Annotated in this window: 16 protein-coding genes and 1 pseudogene; 3 read left to right on the forward strand and 14 right to left on the reverse strand. The window is 72.6% G+C overall.

Going from position 1 to position 19,683, the window contains the following annotated elements; all coding sequences use genetic code 11:
• Window positions 1-34 precede the first annotated feature (34 nt).
• From AB0J67_RS02595 to AB0J67_RS02620, 6 genes and pseudogenes are all read right to left on the reverse strand, one after another.
• A pseudogene (locus AB0J67_RS02595) lies at window positions 35-286 on the reverse strand (acetylxylan esterase); the annotation flags it as partial.
• A complete protein-coding gene (locus AB0J67_RS02600; RefSeq protein WP_363475466.1) occupies window positions 172-1,002 on the reverse strand; it encodes a carbohydrate ABC transporter permease in 831 nt (276 codons plus the stop codon). The gene AB0J67_RS02600 and the pseudogene AB0J67_RS02595, both read right to left, overlap by 115 nt.
• Window positions 992-1,885 carry a sugar ABC transporter permease gene (locus AB0J67_RS02605; RefSeq protein WP_363475468.1) on the reverse strand — a complete coding sequence of 298 codons (894 nt, stop codon included), beginning with the start codon at window positions 1,883-1,885 and terminating at the stop codon, window positions 992-994. Before AB0J67_RS02605 ends, AB0J67_RS02600 begins: the two co-directional genes overlap by 11 nt.
• The gene (locus tag AB0J67_RS02610; RefSeq protein ID WP_363475470.1) at window positions 1,882-3,159 is read right to left on the reverse strand and encodes a sugar ABC transporter substrate-binding protein; all 1,278 of its coding nucleotides are present in this window, start codon (window positions 3,157-3,159) and stop codon (window positions 1,882-1,884) included. The genes AB0J67_RS02605 and AB0J67_RS02610 overlap by 4 nt, the downstream gene beginning before the upstream one ends.
• A gap of 26 nt (window positions 3,160-3,185) precedes the next feature.
• Window positions 3,186-4,760 (reverse strand): FAD-dependent oxidoreductase, encoded by a 1,575-nt coding sequence (locus tag AB0J67_RS02615; RefSeq protein WP_363475472.1) that lies wholly within the window; start codon window positions 4,758-4,760, stop codon window positions 3,186-3,188.
• A gap of 2 nt (window positions 4,761-4,762) precedes the next feature.
• Window positions 4,763-5,761, reverse strand: coding sequence for a LacI family DNA-binding transcriptional regulator (locus AB0J67_RS02620; RefSeq protein ID WP_363475474.1), 999 nt, complete (start codon window positions 5,759-5,761; stop codon window positions 4,763-4,765).
• A gap of 232 nt (window positions 5,762-5,993) precedes the next feature.
• Between AB0J67_RS02620 and AB0J67_RS02625 the strand changes: the two genes are divergently transcribed.
• Together AB0J67_RS02625 and AB0J67_RS02630 are read left to right on the forward strand one after the other, a co-directional pair.
• Window positions 5,994-6,977: a hypothetical protein gene (locus AB0J67_RS02625; protein WP_363475476.1), complete on the forward strand. Its 984-nt coding sequence runs from the start codon at window positions 5,994-5,996 to the stop codon at window positions 6,975-6,977.
• 149 nt (window positions 6,978-7,126) lie between these two features.
• Window positions 7,127-8,881, forward strand: coding sequence for a protein kinase (locus AB0J67_RS02630; RefSeq protein WP_363475478.1), 1,755 nt, complete (start codon window positions 7,127-7,129; stop codon window positions 8,879-8,881).
• A 27-nt stretch (window positions 8,882-8,908) separates the two neighbouring features.
• On the opposite strand, the gene AB0J67_RS02635 is transcribed toward AB0J67_RS02630, so the two are convergent.
• The 7 genes from AB0J67_RS02635 to AB0J67_RS02665 form a co-directional block, all read right to left on the reverse strand.
• A complete protein-coding gene (locus tag AB0J67_RS02635; protein ID WP_363475480.1) occupies window positions 8,909-10,411 on the reverse strand; it encodes a serine/threonine-protein kinase in 1,503 nt (500 codons plus the stop codon).
• 46 nt (window positions 10,412-10,457) lie between these two features.
• Window positions 10,458-11,639, reverse strand: coding sequence for a zinc-dependent alcohol dehydrogenase (locus tag AB0J67_RS02640; RefSeq protein WP_363475482.1), 1,182 nt, complete (start codon window positions 11,637-11,639; stop codon window positions 10,458-10,460).
• Window positions 11,640-11,746: 107 nt separating this feature from the next.
• Window positions 11,747-13,348 (reverse strand): NAD(P)/FAD-dependent oxidoreductase, encoded by a 1,602-nt coding sequence (locus tag AB0J67_RS02645; protein WP_363475484.1) that lies wholly within the window; start codon window positions 13,346-13,348, stop codon window positions 11,747-11,749.
• A gap of 148 nt (window positions 13,349-13,496) precedes the next feature.
• Complete coding sequence (locus AB0J67_RS02650) at window positions 13,497-14,459, reverse strand: SDR family oxidoreductase (protein WP_363475486.1); 963 nt, start codon at window positions 14,457-14,459, stop codon at window positions 13,497-13,499.
• Between the two features lie 100 nt (window positions 14,460-14,559).
• Window positions 14,560-15,660, reverse strand: coding sequence for a glycosyltransferase (locus tag AB0J67_RS02655; protein ID WP_363475488.1), 1,101 nt, complete (start codon window positions 15,658-15,660; stop codon window positions 14,560-14,562).
• Window positions 15,661-15,741: 81 nt separating this feature from the next.
• Window positions 15,742-16,581 (reverse strand): oxidoreductase, encoded by an 840-nt coding sequence (locus tag AB0J67_RS02660; RefSeq protein WP_363475490.1) that lies wholly within the window; start codon window positions 16,579-16,581, stop codon window positions 15,742-15,744.
• Between the two features lie 105 nt (window positions 16,582-16,686).
• Window positions 16,687-17,334 carry a hypothetical protein gene (locus AB0J67_RS02665; protein WP_363475492.1) on the reverse strand — a complete coding sequence of 216 codons (648 nt, stop codon included), beginning with the start codon at window positions 17,332-17,334 and terminating at the stop codon, window positions 16,687-16,689.
• 7 nt (window positions 17,335-17,341) lie between these two features.
• Between AB0J67_RS02665 and AB0J67_RS02670 the strand changes: the two genes are divergently transcribed.
• On the forward strand, window positions 17,342-18,466 hold the full coding sequence (locus AB0J67_RS02670; RefSeq protein ID WP_363475494.1) for a hypothetical protein: 1,125 nt from the start codon (window positions 17,342-17,344) through the stop codon (window positions 18,464-18,466).
• 71 nt (window positions 18,467-18,537) lie between these two features.
• On the opposite strand, the gene AB0J67_RS02675 is transcribed toward AB0J67_RS02670, so the two are convergent.
• The gene (locus AB0J67_RS02675; RefSeq protein ID WP_363475496.1) at window positions 18,538-19,623 is read right to left on the reverse strand and encodes an epoxide hydrolase family protein; all 1,086 of its coding nucleotides are present in this window, start codon (window positions 19,621-19,623) and stop codon (window positions 18,538-18,540) included.
• Between the last annotated feature and the right edge of the window lie 60 nt (window positions 19,624-19,683).

Consider the following 19,683-nt stretch of genomic DNA (forward strand, 5'->3'; position numbering starts at 1 on the left):
CGAAGGTGACGTCGTGCACCTCGATCGCGCGTGCCCAGGCCGGCGCGAACCGCGCGTCCAGCGGGTGCGCGCGGGTCTGCGCCAGCGTCCGCGCCCAGAAGGCGTCGAAGTCCGCCGGGGCCTGCTGCGAGCTGCGGTACTCCGCCGGACGCGGTTCGGTGATCGGCACGGTTATCCCTTGAGCCCGGTGTGCGCGAGGCCCTCGATGAACTGCCGCTGCGCGATGACGAACACGACCAGCACCGGCAGCGCCGTCAGCGACGCCGCGGACAGCTGGATGTCCCACATCGGGCCGCCGTACGCGTCGACGAACTGGGTCAGCGCCTGCGGCAGCGTGAACATGTCCGAGCTGGACAGGAACACGATCGGTTCCAGGTACAGGTTCCAGCTGTGCAGGAACGTGAAGATCGCGACCGCGCCCAGCGCCGGCCGGGCCAGCGGCAGCGCGATCAGCCGGAAGATCGCGAACCGGCCGAGCCCGTCCACCCGGGCCGCCTCCTCCAACTCCCCCGGCAGGGCCAGGAAGAACTGCCGCATGATGAAGGTGGCCAGCACGCTGGGTGCGCCCAGGATCGGCACCAGGATCAGCGGCCAGTGCGTGTCGACCATGCCCCAGGCGTCGAACATCTTGAACAGCGGCACGATGGTGACCTCGCTCGGGATGAGCAGCCCGACCAGCACCACCACGAACCAGAAGTTCGCGCCCTTGAACCTGATCCGCGCGAACGCGTAGCCCGCCAGCGACGACACCGCGAGCGTGCCCACGGTGACCAGGACCGCGATGTACGCGCTGTTGAAGTACTGCTGCGCGAACGGCTGCAGCTCGAACGCCTTGCGGTACGCGTCGAAGCTGACGTCGGAGGGCCACAGCGTCGGCGGGAACGCGAAGATGTCGTGCACCGGCTTCACCGAGGACGTGATCATCCACCAGGTCGGGAACAGGAACGGCAGCGCCAGCAGGCACAGCACACCGTAGACGGCGGTCTTGGCCCTACGACTCATGGAACACCCACTTCCGGCGCATCCGCCACTGCACCAGGGTCAGCAGCAGCACGATCGCGAACAGCAGCACGGACAGGGTGGCCCCGTATCCGAAGTGGTGGAACTGGAAGGCCTGCTGGTAGAGGTAGTAGACGAGCACCGTGGTCGACGTCCCCGGCCCGCCCTGGGTGAGCACCGCGATCTGCGCGAACACCTGCAGCGAGCCGACCACCGTGATGATCGACGTGAGCAGGATGGTCGGGCTGATCATCGGCACGGTGATGCTGCGGAACTGCCGGGCGCGGGTCGCGCCGTCGACGGTGGCGGCCTCGTACAGGTTGCCCGGCACCCCTTGCAGCGCGGCCAGGAACAGCACCATGTTCAGGCCCACGTTCTTGACCACCTGCACCACGATCACCGAGATCATGGCGGTGGTCTCGCCGCGCAGCCAGTTCGGGCCGTCCACGCCGACGGTGTCGAGCAGGCCGTTGACGCCGCCGTTGTCCTGCAGCAGGAAGCCCCACACGATGGTCCAGGCGACCAGGCTCACCACCACCGGCGAGAAGAACACCGTCCGGAAGAACACCGTGCCGCGCAGCCGCTGGTTGAGCAGCACCGCCAGCAGCAGCGCCAGGCTCAGGTTCAGCACCACCAGCCCGGCCGAGAAGAACCCGGTCGCGACCAGCGCGTCGGCGAGCTTCGGGTCGTCGAGCAGCGCCTGGTAGTTCTCGCCGCCGACGAACGTGAACGTGTCGGCCAGCACGTTCCACTCGTGCAGGCTGTACCAGAACACCAGGCCCAGCGGCACGAACACGAACAGCATTGAGCCGATGAGCTGAGGGGCGATGAACAGGTAGCCGGCGAGGTTGTCGCGCCGGCTACCCGTCCAGAAGCGAGTGCTCACTTGGCCAGTAGGGGGTTGATGGCCGTGCACACGCCGCCCAGGACCGACTTCACGTCGGCGCCGGGCTGCCACAGCGGGTCGAGCGCGGCCCGCACCGCCTGCGCGATCTCGGCCTGGCCGCGGTGGCTGGGCTTGACCACGCCGCCGGCGATGCCGTCGATGACGACCTCCTGCAACTGTGCGGGCTTGAGCAGCGGGTTCGTCTTGGCGAGCGTCTCGGCGGTCAGCTGCGAGGTGCGCGGCGGCGGGAAGTACGCGGCGAGCTTGGCCGAGTTCTCCGGGTTGGTGAAGAAGGCCAGGAAGTCGGCGGCGACGTCGGCGTTCTTGCCCTTCTTCAGCGCGCCGAGCCCGGCCTGCCCGATCACGGCGTACTCGCCCTTCGGGCCCGACGGCAGCGGGACCAGGTCCCAGCCGAACTTGGCGTCCTTGAGCAGCGACGCCCGCGAGATCTGGGTGATGGTCATGGCGGACTCGCCGGCGAAGAAGTCGGCGGTGGTGCCGGGGCCGGGCAGCGCCTTGTCGGTGAAGATCGCCTTGTGCAGGAAGGTCATCGCGTCGACCATCGGCTGCTGGTCGAACCCGCAGGTCTTCCCGTCGGCGCTCCACGCCTGCGCACCCCAGCCGGTCCACACGGTGGACAGGTTGTCCCAGCCCTTGTAGTCGAAGTCGCGCACCACCAGACCGGCCTTGCCGCTCTCGGCCGACGCCGCCGCGGCGACCGCGACGGCCTTCTCCCAGGTCCACTGGTTCGCGGCGATCAGCTCGGCGGGCGTCTGCTGCCCGGCCGCCTTGACCATGTCGGTGTTGACGAACATGCCGAAGGGCGAGGTCGAGAACGGGTAGGCGTACAGCTTGCCGTCGGTCTTCCACAGCGACGTCGCCGACGGGCTCAGGTCGGCCGCGTTGTAGCCGTCGGCCTTGGCGAGGGTGTCGTCCAGCGGCAGCAGCGCGCCGGAGCTGACGAAGTCGGGGGCCGAGTTCTCCAGCACCCACGCCAGGTCCGGGGCGTTGCCGCCGGCGATCTGTGTGGTCAGCGTGGTGGTGTAGCCCTCGAACGGGATCGGGTCGAACTTGATCTCGGTGACGCGCGGGTTCTTCGCCTTGTACGCGTCGGCGATCTCGTTGAACAGCTTCAGGTGCGCCTCGTTGGAGGACCACACCGTCATCCGCAGCGACACCGGGCCGGTGCTCTGCTCCTCCTCGCCGCCGCAGGCCGCAAGGCCCAGGGCGAGCACGCCCGCGGCGGCGGTGGCGATCAGTCCGCGTATCTTCATCGTGAACTCCAACTCAAGGTGGCCGGTCAGTAGCCGGAGACGTCAGGCCAGCGCAGTTCCACGCCGTCCCGGATGAGCTGTGCCTGGAACCCGGACAGGTGCTCCGGGGTGTTGCGCACGCCGCGCGGCGTCTGGCCCTCGTTCAGGCAGTACGCCGCCAGCGCCCCCGCCACCTCGCCCACGTTCCACTCGACCGGGTGCAGCCGGTACGAGCCGTTGGTGATGTGCGTGGTGCCGATGTTCTTGCCCGCGGGCAGCAGGTTGTCCATCCGGCGCGGGATGAGCGCGCCGAGCGGGATCTCGAAGGGACACGAGCCGACGTCGATGTAGTTGTCGCCGCCGGTCGAGGGGTGCAGGTCGATGCGGTACATGCCGACCCCGACCGCGTCGGGGTACTCCACCGCGCCCTTGTCGCCGCGTACGGCCAGCGACAGGTCCTGCTCGACCACCGTGTACTCGGCCTTGATACGCCGTGACTCCCGGATGTAGGGGGCCATGGCCAGGCCGTCGGCGCCGCCGGTGACGTCGCCGCGCAGCCGCAGGCCGGGAAAGCCCGCCTCGGTCTGCAGCCAGTAGAGGACCGACAGCGACAGCTGCCGGGCGTTGGCCAGGTGCGTCTCGGCGTCCGGAACGTCGATGACCGGGCCCTCGAAGTAGTCGATCATCGGCCAGTTGACCAGGCAGATGTCGCTGTCGTAGGTGCCCGGCGCGAACAGCTTGCGGGCCGCGATGCGCCGGAACGTCCACAGGTTGCCGTCGCCCGGGTTGACCCGCTGGTCGGCGACGACCGCCAGCGGGTCGTCGTCGGGGTTCGGGGTGAAGCTCCGCTCGCTGATCGCCAGCGTGCGCGGGCTCGGCGAGCGGAACGACAGCAGCCGGTCGCCCCAGAAGTCCGGCTGGTACGCGCGCCAGAAGTCGTACTGCGCCGGCCGCTCGATCGTGTGGTCGCCGTCCACGTGGTCGACCGCGAAGCACACCGACACCGCCTGCATGTTCATCGGCTGCGCCGTGTCGGGCGCGCTGGGCTCGCCCGTCTCGTGCTGCGACTCGAAGCCGGTGACGTACTCGGTCCCGGTCAACGGCAGCAGCTCGCCGGTCTCGGTCGCGTCCAGCACGTACGCCGCCTCGATGGTGCGGCGCTCCCCCGAGTCGCGGTGCGCGACGGTGACCGCGGTGACCCGGTCGCCGTCGGTGTCGGCGGCCACCGGCCGGTACGGCTGCAGCACCGTCAGCCGTCCCGACGACCGGTACGGCGCGAGCATCGACTCGATCACCGCGACCGCGACGCGCGGCTCGTGGCACAGCCGGCTGACGTGCCCGCCGCCCGGGTTCAGCTCGCGCCAGGCCCGCGCCGCCGGGGTCAGCGGGTAGTGCGCCCGGTAGTAGTCGCGGATGCCGTCGCGCAGCGCCCGGTAGCTGCGGGTGACGCCGAACTGCTCCACCCAGCTGTGCTCGTCCGGGGGCACGGCCTGGCTGGTCAGCTGACCGCCGAGCCAGTCGTACTCCTCGGTGAGCACCACCCGGCGGCCCGCCCGCAGCGCGCCCAGCGCCGCGGCCACCCCGCCGAGGCCGCCCCCGACCACCAGAATCTCGGCCTGCATGTTCACTTACCTCTTTCGCTGAGCGTCTCGCCGGGCACGACCTCGCACGGCAGCAGGCGCTGCCGCTCGCCGGGCGTGCCCTCGATCAGGGCGGTCAGGACCTCGACGGCCTGCGCGCCCATCGCCTGGCGCGGAATGCGCAGGCTGGTGAACTCCACCGCGGTCGGCAGCGCGGCCCGGGTGGGCTCGCCCAGCGTCGCCACGGACAGCGCCACTCCCCGCGACCGGGCCAGCTCGAAGAGCGCGACGCCGTCGGCGTGCTCCTCGGCCACCACCGCCGTGATCCCGGCCGCGACGGCCGCGTCCAGCACCGCGGCGGTGTCCCGAGCCTGCTCGTAGTGGCCGCCGTACACCCCGGAAGCCGCGACGGCCTCCCGGAAGCCGCGACCGCGGTCGGCCCACGACTCCGGGCCGGCGCCCTGGCCCAGGTAGGCCAGCCGGTCGTGGCCCAGCGCCACGGCCCGGCGCACCACCTCGGCGGTCGCCGCGGCGTAGTCGGCGCCGACGTAGGGCACCGGCCCGCCCGCGTCGTCGCGGCGGCCGATGGACACGAACGGGATCTCCTCGGCGAGCAGCCGCGCCAGGTCGGAACGGTCGAGGCTGCGGCCGAGCAGGATGCTGCCGTCGGCCAGGCGCAGCCGGTTGTCGCCGTGGAAGATGCGCCGCCGCCCGTCCACCACCGGCGTGCTGGTCAGCAGGAGCAGGTCGCAGCCGAGCACCTCGGCCTGCTGCTCGATGCCGACCAGGAACGGGTGGTAGAAGTCGCTGTTGGCGCTGGGGAACACCGGCTCGTAGGTGAACACGCCCAGGATCCGGTTGTGCCGCGCGGCCAGCCGCCGGGCGATCGGGTCGGCGACGTAGCCGGTCTCCGCGATCGCCCGCAGCACCTTCTCACGGGTCTCCGCCGACAGCTTGACGTCGGCGTCGGACCGTCCGTTGAGGACGAGCGAGACGGTCGCCTGGCTGACGCCGGTCATGCGAGCGATGTCCTGCTGGGTCACCCGCCTGCGGGCTCCGGTCACGGTGCGTGTCCAATCCTCGGGCTAATGCGCATTAGTTGTTGCGGTGAGATGACATCCTGCGGACCATCCGGCACTTCGTCAAGCCCTCGAACGAAAATCGCCCGACGCGAAGTTCCTGAACTAATTCGTATTAGCCCCTTGACGTCCGAGTCGCCGCCGCTCGACACTCACCGTTACTTTCGGTCAATCCCATCGATGGGAGGCACCACCGATGAACCCGCTCCTCAGCCGCCGGCAACTGCTGGCCGCAGGCGCCGCCGCCGCGGCCGGTGGGCTGGGCGCCGCCGCCCTCGGCAGCCCCGCCCACGCCGGCCCCGCGGGCTTCCCGACGTACCAGTACCTCGGGACCCCGTTCACCAAGGCCAACCTGCGCTACAACCCCACCAACGAGCTGATCTTCCCGTGCATCCGGGGCGTGTACGACAAGATCAGTTCACCGCTGGGCAGGTACTACCTGTACTACGCCCCGCACGACGCGCCCGGCGGCATCTGCCTGGCCTACGGCGACTCGCTCAGCGGGCAGTTCACCGAGTACCCGAACAACCCGATCGTGTCCAACGTCTGGTCGCCGCACTACTCGGTCAGCCACGTGTCCAGCCCGCACGTCATCTGGAACGCCGCGAACAGCAAGTTCTACCTGTACTTCCACGGCGAGAACAACACCACCCGGATGGCCTGGTCCACCGACGGCGTGCACTTCACGTACTTCGGGCGGGTGCTGCACACCGGCGTCATCCCCGGCGCCACCGAGACGTCGTACGCCCGCGTCTTCGAGCACACCGTGCCGGGCCTGGGCAACAAGTACGTCATGGTGTTCATGGGCGTCACCGGCGGCACCCGCAAGATCTTCTGGGGCTGGTCGAACGACGGCAAGACCTTCTCCTTCGACCCGACCCCACTGGTCACCCCCGGCCCCGACGGGCAGACCGACATCGCCGCCCCGCACCTGCTCAAGCGCAACAACACGACCTACGTCGTCTACCACGGCAACGGCGGCGACATGTACCTCACCGAGGTCGGCAACTCCTTCGACCGCGAGGTCCACCTCGGCGTCTTCCACCGCGCCATGGACGCCTGGCCCGACCGCGGCCGCAGCGCCGCCGCGAGCTTCGGCACCGACGGCGGCGTGAATTACATGTTCTACGAGGCAGGCCCCCGCCTCGACGGCACCATCGCGGTGGCCCGGGCCGTCTGAGGCCACCCGCGCCCCGGCGCCCGTCCCCGGCTCGCGGGGATGGGCGCCGACCGGGTCAGAGGCACCCGCGCCGGAGTCCCCGTCCCGGCGACGTACCCTACTCCGGGTTGCGAATGCATCACTGGGATCGGCCTGCGAAGGTGGTCGCGTTGGTCCGTGCGGGAACGGTGCTGGCCGGGCGGTATCTGCTCGAGCAGCGCGTCGGCAGCGGCGGCATGGGTGAGGTGTGGCGGGCCGTCGACCAGGTGCTGGGCCGCACCGTCGCGGTGAAGTGCCTGCTGGACGGTCGGCCGGACGAGCCGAGCTTCGTCGCGCAGTTCCGGGCCGAGGCCCGCATCATGGCCACCATCAGCCACCCGGGCGTGGTGGAGGTGCACGACTTCGGCGACGACCCGGCGGCCGGCGTCTACCTGGTCATGAAGTACATCGACGGCGAGTCGCTGGCACAGACCCTGGCCCGGGTCGGCCGGCTGAGCCCCGAGGCGACCATGCGGCTGGTCGCCGACGCCGCCGAGGCGCTGCACGCCGCCCACGAGAAGGGCGTGACGCACCGCGACGTCAAGCCCGGCAACCTGCTGCTGCGTCCGGACGGCAGCGCGCTGGTCACCGACTTCGGCATCGCCCGCTCGGCCGGCGCGACGGGGTACACCGCGACGGGATCGCTCACCGGCACCGCCGGATACATCGCGCCGGAACGGGCGCTGGGCCGGCCCGCCACCCCCGCCTCGGACGTCTACGCGCTCGGCATCGTGGCCTACCGATGCCTGAGCGGCCGCCTGCCGTTCGCCGGGGACAACGTGGTGGAGATCGCGCTGCGCCACGTCCACGACGAGCCCGCTCCGCTGCCGCCGGACGTGCCGGCCGATGTCCGGGCGATCGTCGAGCGGGCCATGGCCAAGGATCCGGCGATGCGGCCCTCCGCCGCCGAACTCGCCCGGCAGGCGCGGCGCGTGCCGGCGCAGGAGCCGCCCCGGCCCGTGCCCCCGACGGCGACGGCTCCCTCCCCGGATCCGTCGGTCACGACGCGGCCGCAGGCCATGGTGCCGGTGCCGACCCACAACCGTGCTGCGGCCGGCGTGCGCCGCGGCAGGCGCCGGCTCGTCGCGGCAGGTGCCTGCGTGGCCGTCGCCGTCCTCGCCACGGTCGGGATCGTCCTGAGCCGCCCCACCGATCCGTCGCCCCAGAGCCTGGCGACGAGCCCGGTGGCCGGCACCCCGAGTCCCGCCGCCGACGGCGGCGTCACCACGGCGGACGCCACGACCGCGCCGCCCAGTCCGGGCACCACCGGCTCCTCGCCCAGTGCCACCGCCACCGCCACGAGCCCGAAGGCGAGCGCCCGCAGCACGGCCCTCACGGCGCCGAGCAACCTCACCGCGACGCCGATCAGCCACGACACGATCCGCCTGCGCTGGAAGGACAGGTCGGCCGGCGAGGGCGGCTTCACCGTCATCGACGGCGTGAGCTCGCGGAACGTCGCCGCCAACACGACCACCTACGACTGGACCGGCCTGCCGGCCGCGACGCACTCGTGCTTCAAGGTCCGGGCGTACAACGCCGCCGGGGTATCGGCCTACCACCCGGCCGCGCAGGGCGACTGGGTCTGCGCCACCAGCCTGTCCGGCTCGGGACCGGCAGCGCCCACCGGCCTGACGGCGACGGCGGCCGGCTCCGACACGATCCGGCTGGCCTGGACCGACACCTCGCCCGACGAGGACGGTTTCACCATCACCAACGGCGCCACCACCAGGAACGTCGGCGCCGGCACCACGTCGTACCGGTGGGACGGCCTGGCCCCCGGCACCTACATGTGCTTCAAGGTCCGCGCGTACAACGCCGCCGGAGTCTCGGCCTACCACCCGGCCGCGCAGAGCGAGTGGGCCTGCGTCACCACGCCGACCACCTAGCGGTCGCGGCCGGCAGGCGAGGTCGAGCTATTTGTGCTTGCCCTTGCCCTTGTTCTTGCCCTTGGGGGGAGGCGCGGGTTTGCCCGCGTGATCCGTCCGGGCCGCCGGAGCGGGCTCGACGACGACCACGGGCGAGGGCACCGCGCTGAACACGCTCACGCTGCTCTGGCACACGGTGTCGTCGAGCTGGAACCGCGCGGGTGCACCTGACGCGTCCGCCGGGCCGGTGAGCCGCACGGTGAAGGGCTCCCCCGCACGCAGCCCGGCGGCCCCGGTGATGACGACCTGCCCGTCGGCCTGGTGCAGCGACACCGGATCGCCGGTCAGCAGGGGCTGATCGCCGGAGGTGAACGCCAGCCGCCACGGCGCGGGACGGTCGTGTGAGGTCCGGACGCTGAGCGCCGCGTCCTGTGCGGCGCCGGCCGCGCGGATCTCGTACGTGACGCTGCATGCCTCGGCCGGCACCTCGGTGGCCCCCGCGTGATCGGCACCGGTGTTGAGCAGCACCACGCCCAGCAGTCCCGCGATCGTGACCGCGCCGGCGGACAGGCCGGCGCGCCGGCGCGGTGGCATCGTCCGGATCGAGGTGGCCAGCCGGCTGGAGACACCGCCGTGGCGCTCGGCGGCCGGCCGCGTGATCTCGGTGGGCATCGCCAGCAGCCGGGTGCGTTCCCCGTCGTCGGCCGCCGGCGCCATGCCCGGTGCGAGATGCGAGCGCCCCAGCCGCACGGCGATCTCGGCGGCGGAGGGCCGGTCGGCGGGGTCCTTGGCCAGGCAGCGCAGGCACAGGTCCAGCACCGCCGGCGGCAGGCCCGCCACGGGCGGCAGCGGGTCCGGTGCGGTGAACACGTGCTCGCGCAGTCGCTGCGCGGGCGGGCCGGCGTGCCACGGCAGCCGTCCCGACAGGCACCGGTACAGGATCACGCCCAGGGCGTACACGTCGCACGCGGCGGTGACGGGGCTGCGTCCGGTGATGCGCTCGGGTGCGATGTAGTCGACGGTCCCCACCAGCTCGTCGTCCTGGCCGTCGTCGAAGCCGGCCAGCACGCAGATGCCGAAGTCCAGCACCTTGACCCCGTCCGCGGTGAGCATGATGTTCGACGGCGTGACGTCGCGGTGGACGATGCCGCGCGCGTGGGCGGCGGCCAGCGCGGCGGCGGTCTGGGCGACAATCGAGGCAGCGGTCGTCCCGTCCAGGCCGCCGGGTGCGTCGTGCAGCAGCTGCCGCAGGGTGACCCCCTCCACCAGTTCCATGACGAGGTATGGCTGCTCGCGGCCGTCGATCCGCTGCTGCCCGTAGTCGTGGACGCTGGTGATGTGCGGGTGGGCGAGGCTCGCCACGGCGAGGGCCTCGGCACGGAGCAGGCGCAGGCCGTCCTGTTGATGGGCCGGCTGCGGGGCGAGCATCTTGACGGCCACGGTGCGGTGCAGGACCTGGTCGTAGGCTCGCCACACGACCGCCATCCCGCCGGTGCCGATCGGCTCGACCAGTCGGTAGCGCCGCCCGAGGACCACAGGTTGCTCTGTCACATCTGTGGCCTACCCGACCACCTGCCCCGAAAACGTGCACAAGGTCTCAGGGCTGCAGCAGCACCTTGATCATGCCGTCCTTCTTCTCCTGGAACTGCTGGTACGCGGCTGGTGCCTCGGTGAGCGGCAGCCGGTGGCTGGCGAAGCCGGACACGCCCAGCGGGTCGGCGTCGGTGAGCAGCGGCAGGATGTCGTCCACCCAGCGGCGTACGTTGGCCTGGCCCATGCGCAGCTGGATCTGCTTGTCGAACAGCGTCATCATCGGCATCGGGTCGGTCATGCCGCCGTACACGCCGATGATCGAGACGGTGCCGCCGCGGCGTACCGCCTGGATGGCCAGCTCCAGGGCCGCCAGCCGGTCGATGCCGGCGTTCTCCATGAGCTTGGCGGCCCAGGCGTCCGGCAGCACTCCGGTCATCTGCTGCATCGCCCTGGCCACGGGCGAGCCGTGCGCCTCCATGCCGACCGCGTCGATCACGGAATCCGGGCCGCGGCCGCCGGTCAGGTCACGGATGCGGTCGACCATCGTGTCCTGGTCCTCCAGGTCGAGGACCTCGACGCCGCGGGCCATGGCCCGGTCCCGCCGCTCGGGCACCGGGTCGACGCCGATGACCCGGCCGACGCCGCGGTGCAGGGCGATGCGGCAGGACATGTCACCGATCGGGCCCAGCCCCAGCACCAGCAGCGTGCCGCCCTGCGGCACGGCGGCGTACTCGACGGCCTGCCACGAGGTGGGCAGCACGTCGGACAGGTAGACGAACCGGTCGTCGGGCGGGCCGATCGGCACCGTGATCGGCCCGTACTGTGCCTGCGGCACCCGCAGGTACTCGGCCTGCCCGCCGGGCACACGGCCGTACAGGCGGGTGTAGCCGAACAGGGCCGCGCCCATGCCCTCCTCGCGCACCTGGGTCGTCTCGCACTGGGTCTGCAGGTTCTGCGTGCACATGAAGCAGGCGCCGCAGGCGATCTGGAACGGGACCACCACCCGGTCGCCGGGCTTGAGCCGGGTCACCTGCGATCCGACCTCCTCCACGATGCCCATCGGCTCGTGGCCGATGATGTCGCCCTCGGTCATGAACGGCGCGAGCACCTCGTACAGGTGCAGGTCGGAGCCGCAGATGCCGGTCGAGGTCACCTTGATGACCGCGTCGGTGGGTTCCTGGATCACCGGATCGTCGACCGTGTCCACCCGGACGTCACGCTTGCCGTGCCACACCACTGCCTTCATCGGTGGGCCGCCCTTCCTGCTCGTCGGTGTGCGCCACCCCGCGGGCAGCGGTTTGCCGTACCTGTCCGTTCCCTGCTGAGCGACCGGCAAACCTGCAGGTCACGCACTCAGTAGACGAGCCGGTGCGCGGTGGACACGGCGGCGCGGTAGACCGGCCCGGTCAGCGCCCGGTCGCGGTGCAGCGCGGCGCGAGCAGCGTTGGCGCCGGGGCCGCCGTGGACACCGGGGCCGGGGTGGGCCGAGGCGCTGGCCAGGAACAGCCGGTCGATCACCGTGTCGGAGCGGCCGAGACCAGGGGTCGGCCGCAGGAACACCTGCTGGGTGAGGGCGGCGGTGCCGCCGCCGAGCGCGCCGCCGATCATGTTGGCGTTCTCGTTGACCAGCTCGCTCGGGCTCTGCACGTGCCTGCCCACGACCAAATCCCGGAATCCTGGTGCCAGCTCGGCGATCATGTCCTCGATGCGGTCCACGTACGCGCGGATGCCGGTGTCGTCGCGGCCGCGCCCGGCGTAGCGGTAGGGCAGATGGGTGTAGGCCCACGCGGTCTCGGTCCCGGCCGGTGACCTCGTCGGGTCGGCCCGGCTCATCTGTCCCATCAGCACGAACGGCATCGGAGGGTCGTCGCCGGCGGCCAGCGACGCCGCGGTGAGCGACAGTTGGGCGGTGTCGCCGCCCAGGTGCACGGTGCCCGCGGCGCGCACCTGCGGGTTGGTCCAGGGCACCGGCTCCCGCAGCGCCCAGTCCACCTTCAGGGTGGGCCGGTCGTAGCGGAACCGGCGCAGATCAGCCAGCAGCTGACCGGGCAGGTGGTCCGGGCCGACCAGGTGCCGGTAGAGGTAGGGGGCGTCCACGTCGGCGAGCACGGCACGCCGGGCCCGCCAGGCGCGGCCGTCGGCGCAGACGACGCCGAGGGCGCGCCCGCCGCCGACGATGATCCGGTCGACGTTGGCCCGGCAGTGGAGCATCCCGCCCCGCGCGGTCAGCCGCCGCACCATGGCATCGGTCAGCGACTGCGCGCCGCCCTCGGGGGCGGGGAAGCCGTGGTGCTGGCCGAGCATCGCCAGCAGCCAGCCGTACGCCCCGGACCCCGCGCTCTCCGGCCCCACGTCGGCGTGCAGGGCGCAGCCGTACAGCAGCAGCCGCGCACCCTCACCGCCGAAGGACTCCTCGGCCAGCTCCCTGATCGACGACGCCAGCTGCCGCGACGCCCGCAGGCTGCCGCCCACCCCACCGCGCATGAGCAGCCTGGTGGCGGCCCGCACAGGCGGGAACGGGGTGAACATGGCCCGCACCAGGGCCGGTTCGAGCGCCCGCCAGCCGCGGTACGCGGCCAGCCAGCGTGCGCCGTCGCCGTCGTGGAACGACGCGAGCGACTCGGCGGTGCGCTCCGGGTCGCCCCACAGCAGCGCCGCCCGCCCGTCGGGCAGCACGTGGGCCAGCACGGCCTCGGCGTGCCGCCAGCGCAGGCCGTGGTCGGTCAGCCGCAGGCCGGAGATCACGGGCGAGCACGCCGCGAACGGATAGAACGCGCTGCACAGATCGGCGCGGAAGCCCGGCGCGGCGATCTCGGCGCTGCGTACGGCGCCGCCCGGGGTCGCCGCGGCCTCCAGCAGCACGACATCCCAGCCGGCGTCGGCGAGCATGTTCGCGGCCACCAGTCCGTTCGGACCCGCGCCGACGACCACCGCGTCGGCCACCGGCGTGCTCACGGGCGGTGTTCGGTCAGCGACATGGACAGCCCCTTCCGCCAGGTCCGCAGTCCCCTGTGCAGCAGGGTCAGCGACACCGCTGGTTCGTACCCCCCGCCACCAGGCTCTAATCGCGGGCGGCGGCCGCCTGGCTGCGTGCCGCGGCAGGTCAAGCGCTGTGCAGCCGGCGGCGCACCTGCGCGACCGCCGCGGCCGGGATGCCCGCCAGCGCGGCCACCGGCAGTCGCCGTCCACCGTCGACCCGGCGTGGCTGCTCCACGGGCGTGAACAGGTTGCCCTCCGACGAGGGCACCACCCGGCCGAACTGGGCGACCTGGCCGTACAGGACCATCAGCCGCTCGGCGAGCGCCGGGGCCAACCGCCACTGCCACACCACGGTCGCCGCGGCCGTGCCCACCAGGCTCTGCCGCCGCGGATGCTCCAGCAACCGGACGATCCGGTCGGCGACCCGCTGCGGCGAGCTCATCGGCCGCGGCGGGATCACCTCCCGCCCCATGTAGTTCGCCGCCCACGCGAACAGCGGCGTGTCCACCGAGGCCGGCAGGACCGTGCAGACCGACACCTCGCCGATCCCGTCGGCCTGCAGCTCCTGGCGCAGCCCGTCGGCCAGGCCCAGCACCGCGTGCTTGGCCATGGTGTACGCGCCCAGGTACGGAATCGACGTCTCCGACAGCACCGAGGCGACCATGATCAGCACCCCGCCGCCGCCCGCCCGCAGCCGGGGCACCGCCGCCCTGGCGCCGTACAGGTATCCGAAGACGTCCACCTCCATGGTGCGGCGCACCTGCTCCATCGGCAGGTCCAGCAACCTGCCGTAGACCGCCACGCCCGCGTTGTTGACCCAGGCGTCGATGCGGCCGAACTCGGCCTGCGCCGCGGCGGCCAGCCGGTCGACGGCCTGCTCGTCGGCGGTGTCCGTCGCCACCTCCAGCACTGGCGCGCCCAGCTCCCGGCACTGCCCGCCGATCTCGGCCAGCCCCCGCTCACTGCGGGCGGCGAGCACGAGCCGGGTGCCGCGCCGCGCCAGCGTCAGCGCGGTGGCGGCCCCGATCCCGCTGGACGCGCCGGTGATCACAACGGTCGATTCGGTGAGCGATCTCGTCAACGGCATCCGCTGTCAGTACCCTGCCTGACCAGCACTTACTCCGGAACGGCTCGCCGACTGCCGCCTGCGCCGCACATCGCCATCCGCGGCGACGGTGACGGTGCGCTCAGGCGAGCTGCTCGATGAGGTCGGCCGCGGTGTCCGCGCCGTCGGCGGCCCGGATCCGGGCGCCCAGCCCGGCCGCCGCCACCCGGTGCGGCCCGTCGGCGAGCATGCGGACGATCGCCGCCCGGATCTGCGCGACCGAGGCGGACTTCTTCAGCACCTCGGCGGCGCCCTGCGCGGCCACCGCCCGGGCCACGTCGGGCTGGTCGCCCATCGGTGTCATGGGGATGAGCACCAGCGGCAGGTCGTGCGCCAGGGCCAGCATCGTGGTGCTGTGCCCGGCGTGCCCGACCACCAGCGAGACCGTCGGCAGGATGTCGGCATGCGGCACGAAACCGTGCACCTCGACGTTGGCGGGCGCCCGCACGTCCCGCGGGGCGGTCGCGTTGCCCGTGGTGAGCACGACCCGCACCGGCAGGTCCGCGACCGCGTCCATGATCGACTGCAGGACGCCGGTCTGCCCGCCATAGAAGATCGAGCTGAGGCTGACCAGGATTTTGGGCTCCGGAGCCGCGTGCGGCACCGGCGGGGGTGCGCCCACCGGCCACACCGGCCCCGTGTAGCGCAGCCGGGGCGGCGGGCTCGCCGCCTCGTCCAGCGCCGCGAGGCCCGCCAGCACGCTCAGGTCGGACCCGCCCCACAGCCGCGCGGGCGACAGCCCCCTGACCCGGCCCACCAGGCCGACCGCGCCGGTGCTGAACGCGCCGCCGAGGTAGCCGTACACGGTGTGCATGAGCGCGACGTGCGGCACGCCCAGCTCCCGCGCCGCCAGGAACGGGCCCAGCAGCATGCAGTCGAGCACCATGACGTCGACCGGGTCGCGGCGGTGCGCCTCGGCCACGTCGACCGCGGTCGCCTTCGACGTGAAGAGCCGGACGTACTTCCAGGCCCACCGCGGCGCTCCGGCCGGCACCGTCGCCGACCAGGGGCCCACGTGCCGGTACGGCTCGAACGCCAGCCCGGCCGACTCGACCGCCGAGCGCTGCTGCGGGTGGCCCAGCACGCGGACCAGGTGACCACGCCGGCGCAGGCGGGCGGCGATGCCGAGCACGGGCGGCACGTTGCCGCCACCGTCCCAGGTGGTGAACAGAAACGTGGGCATCCGACTCTCCGGCACGCGGCGCGGGGCGCACCGTCGACATGGGATCCTAGCGTCCTCCTCCGACGGCTCGGCGCCGTCCGCTCAGCCGGCCGCGTAGTCCGTGGAGGCGGTCAGCTCGGCCCACTTCTCCGCCTCCGCCGCGCGCTTGTCCGACGACTCGCGCGCCCGCTGCAGCGCGTCGGAGCCGAGCAGCAGTCGCAGCGGCGGGTCGTCCATCCCGGCCACGTCGACCAGCACCCGCGCCGCGCGGGCCGGATCGCCGGGCTCCTTGCCGGCGTACTGCTCGCGGAACTTCATGAACTCGCCGACCGACGCCTGGTAGTCCGGGCCGACCTCGGCGGCGAGGCTCCCCGCGCCCGCCGACCACCTGGTGCGGAACCCGCCCGGCTCGACGATGACGACCTTCACCCCGAACGGCCGGACCTCGTTGGCGAGCACCTCCGAGAAGCCCTCGACCCCGAACTTCGCGGTCTGGTACGCCCCCAGCCCGGGTGTGCCGCCGACCCGCCCGCCGATGGACGAGATCTGCATGACCAGCCCGTGCCGCTGCGCGCGCAGCACAGGCAGCGCCGCCCGGGTCACGTTCACCACGCCGAACAGGTTGGTCTCGACCTGCTCGCGGAACACGTCGTCGGGCGTCTCCTCCAGGGAGCCGGAGACGGCGTACCCGGCGTTGTTGACGACGACGTCCAGCGAGCCGAACGCGTCCACCGCCGCCCGCACCACGTCGCGGCAGGCGGCCGGATCGGTGACGTCGAGCGCCACCGCGCGCACCCGGTCGCCGTACGCGGCGACGAGGCCGTCGACCGACTCCGGTCGCCGCGAGGTGGCGACGAGGTTGTCGCCGTGCTCCAGCACCGCCTGAGCGAGCTCGTTGCCGATCCCGCTGGACGTGCCCGTGATCAACCATGTCCGTGCCATGAAGTCCCCCTGTGTGCTCACCGTGCCGCCGAGGCGGCACCTTAGGCCAGCGTACGCAGGTCAATGGCACTTCGCCAACAAATGTCGGAGAAATCCGGGCCCCGGTCAGTGGTCGTACAGCACGAAGAACGCCACGTCGTCGCCGTCGGCCAGATAGAGATCACCCCAGCGGGGGCCCTGCTCGAAGAACGCCGCGTACTGCGAGCTGTGCAGCCAGCGGGCAGCCGCCGGAGCGTGCGCCGACAGCGCCGGCCACACGTCGGACGGCGTGTCCCCGTCACCGGCACCGGGCGACGCCGACAGCGGCACCCACGCATAGCCGGTCCGCAGCGCCCTCGCGTCGTCGGGGCGGAGCCGGAGGAAACCCTGATACCGCCAGTCGGTCGGCCCGGGGGCGCGCGAGCAGGGGTCGCCGGCCGCCCGCAGCTGCCAGTGGATCTCCAGGTAGTCACCGATCCCCGGGAGGTCCGCCGCGGTCCACCGCCGGTCGGTACGCACCTCGGCGGCGGCTTCCGCCAGCTTGCCCGAACAGTCCATTCCGGCCGCCACCTCGTCCTGGACCCGATCCCCAACCCGCAACACGGCCACGATCACCACAGCCGTGATCACGAGAAATGCCGCCACTCCGAAAGCCAGGTACCCGCCGCGCCTCTTCACCGGCGCGATCCTACTGATCGTCGGCCGGGACGGGCGGACCGCGCCGCCGAGCGCTCCGCGATCGGCCGATGACGGGCCGCGATCGATCGTGTTCACTGGTGGCGTGCGGGATGGGGAGACCGAGTACGCCGAGTTCGTCGCCGTCTACAGCGGACGGCTGCGACGGCTCGCCTTCGGCCGCTGCGGCGACTGGGCCACGGCCGACCGGCTCACCCGGCAGGTCCTGCTCGGCGTCCACCGGCGCTGGCACTCCTCCGACGAGCCGCCCGAGGCGTACGCCGAGCGGACCCTGCTCCGGCTGCTGCGCCGCCACGACGGCGGGTTCCCGGCGGACGGGCCCGCGCCCGCGCTCGCGTACACCGCGCGGGATCTGATCGCGACCGCCACGTCGCGGCGCAGGCGGCGGCGGGCGCTGACGGCGGCGGTGACCGCGGTCGGCCTGGCCGCCGCCGGGATCGGCCTCTACCTGCTGCGCCCGGCGCCGGGCGGGACGCCGTTCGTGCTCGACGACTGCATGGCCGGCCTGCCCTCGGCCGCGGGCGTCGCCAGCGCCACGGCGAGCCCCTCGCCGAGCCCCGTCACCGGCGACGGCGGGCTCGACCGGCTGGCCGCGCTCGCCGGGGTGCTGCCGCTGCCGGGCGCGACGGTGATGCCCGAGCAGGCCCGCCGCGAGCAGCTGAGCTGCGAGGTCGCCGCGTACTTCCGGGAGAAGGTCGGCCCGGACGGGCTGGAGCGCGTCGAGCTGGGCCTGGCCGACCGCGGGGAGGCGCGGCCGATGGCGGCGCTGCTCGACCCGGAGATCGCCCCGGCCGCGCTGACGGTCAGCGTCCGCGTGTACACCGCCAGCGGCCTGGGCACGGTGACCATCTCGGTCGCCCCGACCACGCTGATCCCCTCCCCGCAGCACTGCGCCCGGCTCGACTATTGCCGGTTGACCAGCACCCCGGACGGCGGCGGGCTGGTCGAACAGTACGGCCTGCACGAGTCGCCGGAGACCGCCCGCGCCGGGCACCGGCTGGGCCGCGACGCCGAATGGTGGTCCGTGGTCGCCTACACCGGGCACAGCATGGTGCTGATCACGATCACGAACACGCCGGACGTGCGCGCGGCGCTGCCCGCGAGCATCCAGTGGGCGCCGCTGAGCGAGCAGGTCGCGGCCCTGGCCGCCGATCCGCGGCTGGCCGTGTTCGACCCGCCGCCCCCGCCGTCGGACGCGCCGTCCCCGTGAGCCCGGCTCCGGCCCCACTCGGCCGGAGCCGGGCTCACCGGCGCTGTCCGTTCACCGCAACCCGACGGCCGTCACTTGAGCAGGGTCAGGAAGAAGTCCCGGACGTCCTCGGCGAGCAGGTCCGGGACCTCCATCGCGGCGAAGTGGCCGCCGCGCTCGAACTCCGACCAGTGCCTGATGTCGTACAGCCGCTCGGCCAGCGGCCGCACCGACTGGGTGATGTCGTACGGCAGCACCGCCACGCCTACCGGCACCCGGCACGGCAGGGGCAGCCCTCGAGGCGCGTCGTGGTGCAGCCGCGCGGAGGAGGCGGCGGTGGCGGTCAGCCAGTACAGCGCGATGTCGGTGAGCATCCGGTCGTCGCTGATCGGCGAGCGCGGGTCCGTCCACTGCGCGAACCGCTCGGCGATCCAGGCCAGCTGGCCGACCGGCGAGTCGGTCAGCGCGTAGCCGATGGTCTGCGGGGTGGCCGCCAGCAGCGCCTGGTACGGCGGGCGGTTGGCCATCAGGTGCCTGATCCTGTCCAGCCGCGCCTCGTCCGTCGCGGACAGTGCGATGCCCGCGTCCGGATCCGGCCGGGTCGGCAGGTAGTTGACGTGCACGCCGACGACCTGCGCGGGCGCCACCGCGCCCAGCGCCAGGGAGATGCCCGCGCCGAAGTCGCCGCCCTGCGCGCCGTAGCGCGCGTACCCCAGGCGGCGCATCAGCTCGGCCCAGGCCCGCGCGACCCGGACGATGTCCCAGCCCCGCTCGTGGGTCGGCCCGGAGAAGCCGTAACCCGGGATGGACGGGATCACCAGGTGGAAGTCGCGCGACAGCGGTTCGATCACGTCCAGGAACTCCAGGAACGAACCGGGCCAGCCGTGGGTGAGGATCAGCGCGAGCGCGTCCGGCCTGGCGGACCGGACGTGCACGAAGTGGATGCGCTGGCCCTCGAGCTCGGTCGTGAAGTGCGGCAGCTCGTTGAGCCGGGCCTCGTGCGCGCGCCAGTCGTAGCCGGTGCGCCAGTGTTCGGCCAGCTCCCTGAGCCGTGCCAGCGGGAAGCCGTAGTCCGATCCGGCGTCGGCGACCTCGTTGGGCCAGCGGGTGCGGGAGAGCCGGTCGGCGAGGTCGTCGAGGTCGGCCTGGGGGATGTCGATGCGAAACGGCTCGATCATGATTCGACTCCACAGTGCTCATTCGGCGCCCCAACGTTAGAACGCCTAACGTTTGATGGC

The organism is Catellatospora sp. NPDC049609, assembly GCF_040675365.1.
GTDB lineage: Bacteria > Actinomycetota > Actinomycetes > Mycobacteriales > Micromonosporaceae > Catellatospora.

Coding starts and splice junctions, on each gene's coding strand:
- AB0J67_RS02600 (WP_363475466.1), bottom strand. CDS start 1,002: ATGAGTCGTAGGGCCAAGACCGCCGTCTACGGTGTGCTGTGCCTGCTG.
- AB0J67_RS02610 (WP_363475470.1), bottom strand. CDS start 3,159: ATGAAGATACGCGGACTGATCGCCACCGCCGCCGCGGGCGTGCTCGCC.
- AB0J67_RS02615 (WP_363475472.1), bottom strand. CDS start 4,760: ATGCAGGCCGAGATTCTGGTGGTCGGGGGCGGCCTCGGCGGGGTGGCC.
- AB0J67_RS02625 (WP_363475476.1), top strand. CDS start 5,994: ATGAACCCGCTCCTCAGCCGCCGGCAACTGCTGGCCGCAGGCGCCGCC.
- AB0J67_RS02640 (WP_363475482.1), bottom strand. CDS start 11,639: ATGAAGGCAGTGGTGTGGCACGGCAAGCGTGACGTCCGGGTGGACACG.
- AB0J67_RS02650 (WP_363475486.1), bottom strand. CDS start 14,459: ATGCCGTTGACGAGATCGCTCACCGAATCGACCGTTGTGATCACCGGC.
- AB0J67_RS02655 (WP_363475488.1), bottom strand. CDS start 15,660: ATGCCCACGTTTCTGTTCACCACCTGGGACGGTGGCGGCAACGTGCCG.
- AB0J67_RS02660 (WP_363475490.1), bottom strand. CDS start 16,581: ATGGCACGGACATGGTTGATCACGGGCACGTCCAGCGGGATCGGCAAC.
- AB0J67_RS02675 (WP_363475496.1), bottom strand. CDS start 19,623: ATGATCGAGCCGTTTCGCATCGACATCCCCCAGGCCGACCTCGACGAC.